The following is a 4,792-nucleotide window of genomic DNA, read 5'->3' as shown; positions in this document are numbered from 1 at the left end:
TGGTCGGGGTGGGGGCGTGCGCACGGTGCGCACCGTGCGCACGCCGGTCTCCTCGCGCGCGGCCGCGCGTTAGGGCGGGTGGCGCACGCTCCGCACGGTGCGCACGCCGCGCACGGGCTACCCGCGGGTAGGTGCCCTCGCGGCCGCCCTCGTCGAGCACGTCCTCGTCGAGCAGCTGCGCGAGGAGGCGGGACATCACCGAGCGGCTGCGGGCGGCGTGCTGAGGCAGGCCGCGAGCGATGTCGGTCGGGCCGAACTCGGTGCCCGGCTTCCAGGCCCGGATGAGGCCAAGGACGGCCTGGCGGACCTCGGCCGGGCTCGCCTTCGGCCGCGGCGGGGGCGGGGCGAACGAGAACGTGCCGAGCGGGGGCACGTCGTCGTCGGGGCCGGGCTGGACGTCGGGGTCCTCGTCGCGCTCCAGGCCGAGAGCGGTCGGGTCGAACAGGGCGCCGTCCAGGTCGTCGTCGCTGCTGTCGTCGGCGGTGGGGGTGTCGGTCATGGGGGTCCATCCCTTCTGGGGTGTGGTGGTGCTGGTGGTGCCGGGGGCGGGCCAGATCGTGCGGCCCGTCCACACCTCGCCCAGGGCCTCGGCGAACAGGTCCGGCATCTCGGTGTGGACGTAGTGCGGGCGGACCAGGGCGCCGAGGGTCTGCGGCGGGGTCTTGTCGACGCACAGCGGGATGAGGTGGCGGTCCTCGGGGATGCCGGGCAGGGCGGCCAGGGCGCGCCCGGGGTGATTGGCGCCCCACTGCTCGGCGATGTCGCCGCCGCGGTCGGCCAGCTCGCCGAGCAGGTAGCCCGCGTCGTTGGCCGCGCACCCGAACTGCATCGGCACGATCTCGGACCTGGCGGACGTGGGGATGTTGTCGTGGGTCCACCGCTGGCCGGAGATCGACAAGTTGATGCCCAGCGAGCGGACCCGCTGGAGGATCTGGACGAGGTCGCGCATCGCCTCGTCCGACAAATCGAACGCCTCTTCGATCACAAAGAAGATCGCGGGGATGCCACAGCCGGGCTCCCACTGGCTGTAGCCCCGCTCGCCCAGGAATTTGGCGATGGCGGGGACCAGGCGGGTGAGCACCGCGTGGATCAGCCCCGCGGCCGGCTTCTTCTCGGTGACGAACAGGGTGAGCAGGTCCTGGACGCTGCCCCAGGTCTGCTCCCGCTTCACGGTGTCGATCACGATCACCAGCGCCTCGTGGCGGCACAGCCAGTCGCCGGCCACGATCAGCACCGGCCCGCTCTTGCCGGCACCGTTCTTGCCGGCGATGCCCAGGTGGTAGCTGTTTTTGTCCTCGATGCCGCGGTCGGCGTCGCCCTTCACTGCGGCCAACACGATCTCGAGGCGGGCGCCGTCCTCGTAGGTGCCGATCTCGTGCGGATCCGTGGGCAGCCCGCCGACATGGGAGGGGCCGGTATAGGGGCGGATCTCGCGCAGCATGTCGCGCCGGACGAACGTCACCTCGGCGACGGAGGCGTCGTGCGGGTCGGGCTGGATGCGCACCCCGGACGCGGGCACACCGGCCATCCCGGCGATCACCTCACGGTGGTTGATCGCGTCCTGAACGGTCTGCCCCTCGGCGAGTTCCAGGCGGGCGGTCCCCCGGTCCTCACCGACCGCCAGGGTGGTCATCTGCGAGGCGGGCAGGCTCGCCTTCTCCGCCCGGGTACGCCACCAGGACCGCAGCCGGTCGTCGTCGTCGCAGGTGCCGTGCAGGGTGTTGCGGATGTTCCAGGCCAGCGCGCCGACGAACGCCCCACCGACCCAGATGTCCACGATCGGCCGGTGCAGCCCGGTGATCGTCGCGACCGTCACCCACCCCAGCGACACGGCCGTGTTCAGGGACACGTGGATGCGGCCGATCAGATGGCGGGCGTGGGACACCCGCCAGGTCAGCCAGGTCAGCCCCGCCGTGGCCAGCGCCATCCCGGCCGCCGCCTACGGCGCTGTGCCGGTGCCGCCCCACAGCAGATGGCAGCTCTCTGCCAGCACCGGCAGGGTGCCCGCGGCGATCCACGGCGGGGTGAACCGCACCCAGCCCGCGGCCACGTCCGCTGAGGCGGAGGCCAGCCCCCGCCCGGCCCCGTCCAGCGCCTGCCCCGGGACCCGGGCCAGCTCACCCGAGCCGCCGCGCCGGCCTCCGCCCTTCCCGCTCATTACCCTCTCCTCTCACACTTTTTTCGAGAACGATTTTTTTGACGCTGCGAATGCAAATCAGAAGGTGAAGGTCTTCGCGGGCTTCTTCCCGGCCCGCTCGAAACCCTCGCTGTAATTGACCTTGAACAGTTGGCCGGCCTTCACGACCTGGATCGCGGAGAACTGGGACGCCTCGGCGACGCGGCGCAGCGGGGCGGTGGTCCGCCGGGCCCGCATCCGCCCCTCCACGTCGGCCCAGCCCAGGACACCGCCGGCCACGCCGAGGGCGTGGCGCAGCGCCTCCGCGCCGAACTCCAGCTCGCGGGACAGGTCCTTGTAGATGCCGCAGGCCTCCCGCAGCCAGGTGTTCACACCCTCCGCGTCATACAGGTCAACATCGGCCAGGGAATCAATACGTGACGCCATAACAACCTCCTGAAGGGGTTTGGAAAAAGGGGACGGGAATGGTCAGGAATCGGGGTCGAGCCACAGGTCCGCGCGGCGCGCGATCCACTCGACACCCAGGTCTGCGGCGCGAATGACGATCGCGACAGTCAGCGCCAGGCCGGCCGCGATGTGCAGCAGCAGCACCCCCGGTACTGCCGCCAGCCGCCAGCGCCGCGGCGCCGAGCGGCGCACCAGGTACACCCACAGCGACGGGCGGGCCGCATGCTCCCCCGACACCGCGGACACCCGGTCCGCGCCCGTCGGCGGCAGCACCGCCCACGTCAGCCCGGCCACCAGGTCCAGCAGCAGCCCGCTCACCACTGCGCCCCCGACCCGCCATCGGACCCAGCCGACTCGTCGGTGTCCGCCCCCGACTCGCCGTCGAACACCTCGGCGTTGACGACGTCCCGGATCGCCCGGGCCTTCGCGGCGCCGACACCAACCCAGACGCGGACCGTCCGCTCGGTGAGCCGCCGGCGGGTCCGCCGGGCCAGCCAGCGGGCCTCCTCCAACGCCTGCGCGTCGTCGTCGACCCCAGCCGACTCGTCGGCATCCTCGCCCGACTCGCCGTCCGACTCGGGCCGCTCCAACAGCCCGACCGCCCCCGACCCGCCGGCCGATACACCCTCGCTGACCTGCTCAGTCGGCTCGGTCGGCATGCCAGTCGGGTCGGCGTGCGGCGCCCGCTCGACCGGACCGCCGTCGACGTCCAGGACGTCGAGGGCAACGTCCCAGTCGCTGCGCGGGTCGGCCTCGCCAGCCGGGCCAGTCGGCAGCCCGCCGACCGCGGTCGGCCGCAGCCGGCGGCGAGTCGGCACGTACAGCCCCGGCTTGTGCACCAGCCGCGCCGTGCCGTCCGCGGCCAGCTCCACCACCGCGGTGCGGGCGGCGAGGCGCTCGGCGTGGGCGACCCGCTGCTGCGCCTGACGGGCCGTGCGGGCCGCGGCCCGCTGCGCCCGCGACCGCGGCGGGGACACCACGGCCAACTGGTGCACGAGGATCCCGGTGACCGACACGACGGCCATCACCGCACCGGCCGCCGGGCCCTTCTCGGCCCAGCCGTGCGCCAGGTTCATGGCGCCGCCAGCGCCGGCCAGCAGCACGACCCCGACCGCCAGCCAGAACACCCGCCGGTCCGGATCCCGCCGGAGTGACGCCAGCAGTGCCCCGGCCAGCGCCCACGACCCCGCCTCCGACACCACCGGCAACAGCAGCCCCGGCGGTCCATACACCTGCCAGCCGTAGACGGCCATCGCCGGGACCGCCATCAACGCGCAGGCAACCGCCAGGCCGTAGACGAGGACCTCGACCATGTGCGTGCCCGCCCAGCCCGCAGCCTGCGCTCGCGCCTTCTTCGCGTCGGCCTTCCTGTCCTTACGGACCTTCGCTTTGGCGTCGGTGAGCTTGATGGCCGTGTCGGCGGCCGCGTCCGCAGCCAGCCGGCGAATCTCGGCCTGGGCGAGCATGTCCTTCCGGTCGGCGTCCCGGGCAGCGCTCTGGGCCAGCCGGCGATCTTCCGCCCAGCTCATGCCAGCCACCCCCCACCCAGGGCTATGACCGCGGCGGCGAGCAGCACCGCCGGCCCTGTCACCTCGACGACGGCACCGAGCCGGTCCCACCAGCAGGCCGGCCACCCCGCCGCCCGCGGCTCGTCAGCGGGGTCCAACACCACCCCGACGACCCCGGCCACCTGGCGGGTCAGGGCCACAGCCGCGGCCAGCATCACCGCATGCCGGGGCGTAGCCGCCCACCACGCCGCCTCCCACACGCCGTGACCGGCCCGGCCGGCCAGACGCATCAGGACCCCCGTCAGCACCACGCCGGCAGTCAGCGCCCCACCCAGATGGGTCAGCCAGTCCACCACCAGCGCCACCCGGCGCCGCCACGCCGCCACCGCCACCGCCACCGCCACCGGCGCCGGCGCCGGATGGCCGCCGCCGAGCACCCCCCAGCCGCAGTGCCACGAGTGCGGCGCGCACCGATCCGACGTCCACCGCCACACCACGCCCACGCCCTCACCGTCGGCGTCCAACCACTCGGCGGCCGCCTCCAGTACGACGTCGTGCAGATGGGCCGTGCGATCAGACTCCCCGCCGAGACTGGTCAGCACCGCGACCACACCGCCGTCAGCCATCTCCTCGACGACCAGCTGCGCGAGCATCCCGGCCCACGAGGTGGCGGTGACCTCCAACCGGCTGATCTCGCCGC

The 4,792-nt window shown here is 73.5% G+C and carries 6 protein-coding genes; all 6 read right to left on the bottom strand.

Features of this window, described 5'->3' with window-relative positions; translation table 11 throughout:
• A partial coding sequence (locus G6R25_RS21560) for a hypothetical protein (protein ID WP_163554367.1) occupies nucleotides 1-1,927 on the bottom strand: 1,927 nt, incomplete at its 3' end.
• A 12-nt stretch (nucleotides 1,928-1,939) separates the two neighbouring features.
• Entirely contained in the window at nucleotides 1,940-2,158 is a 219-nt protein-coding gene (locus G6R25_RS21555; RefSeq protein ID WP_163554366.1) for a hypothetical protein, read from the bottom strand.
• Between the two features lie 57 nt (nucleotides 2,159-2,215).
• The gene (locus G6R25_RS21550) at nucleotides 2,216-2,563 is read right to left on the bottom strand and encodes a hypothetical protein (RefSeq protein WP_163554365.1); all 348 of its coding nucleotides are present in this window, start codon (nucleotides 2,561-2,563) and stop codon (nucleotides 2,216-2,218) included.
• Nucleotides 2,564-2,605: 42 nt separating this feature from the next.
• Nucleotides 2,606-2,902 (bottom strand): hypothetical protein, encoded by a 297-nt coding sequence (locus G6R25_RS21545; RefSeq protein ID WP_163554364.1) that lies wholly within the window; start codon nucleotides 2,900-2,902, stop codon nucleotides 2,606-2,608.
• A complete protein-coding gene (locus tag G6R25_RS21540) occupies nucleotides 2,899-4,113 on the bottom strand; it encodes a hypothetical protein (protein ID WP_163554363.1) in 1,215 nt (404 codons plus the stop codon). Before G6R25_RS21540 ends, G6R25_RS21545 begins: the two co-directional genes overlap by 4 nt.
• Nucleotides 4,110-4,792, bottom strand: a 683-nt coding sequence (locus G6R25_RS21535; protein WP_163554362.1) for a hypothetical protein, incomplete at its 5' end; no start/stop codon positions are given. The genes G6R25_RS21535 and G6R25_RS21540, both read right to left, overlap by 4 nt.

The organism is Candidatus Frankia alpina, assembly GCF_902806485.1.
In the GTDB taxonomy this organism is placed as follows: Bacteria; Actinomycetota; Actinomycetes; order Frankiales; family Frankiaceae; genus Frankia; species Frankia alpina.
Note: the sequence above shows the minus strand (reverse complement) of the source record. Positions and strands in the feature narration are given on the sequence as shown.

Bases quoted from the DNA above. Each gene is read 5' to 3' on its own strand.
- G6R25_RS21555 (WP_163554366.1), bottom strand. From the start codon at position 2,158: ATGAGCGGGAAGGGCGGAGGCCGGCGCGGCGGCTCGGGTGAGCTGGCC.
- G6R25_RS21550 (WP_163554365.1), bottom strand. From the start codon at position 2,563: ATGGCGTCACGTATTGATTCCCTGGCCGATGTTGACCTGTATGACGCG.
- G6R25_RS21540 (WP_163554363.1), bottom strand. From the start codon at position 4,113: ATGAGCTGGGCGGAAGATCGCCGGCTGGCCCAGAGCGCTGCCCGGGAC.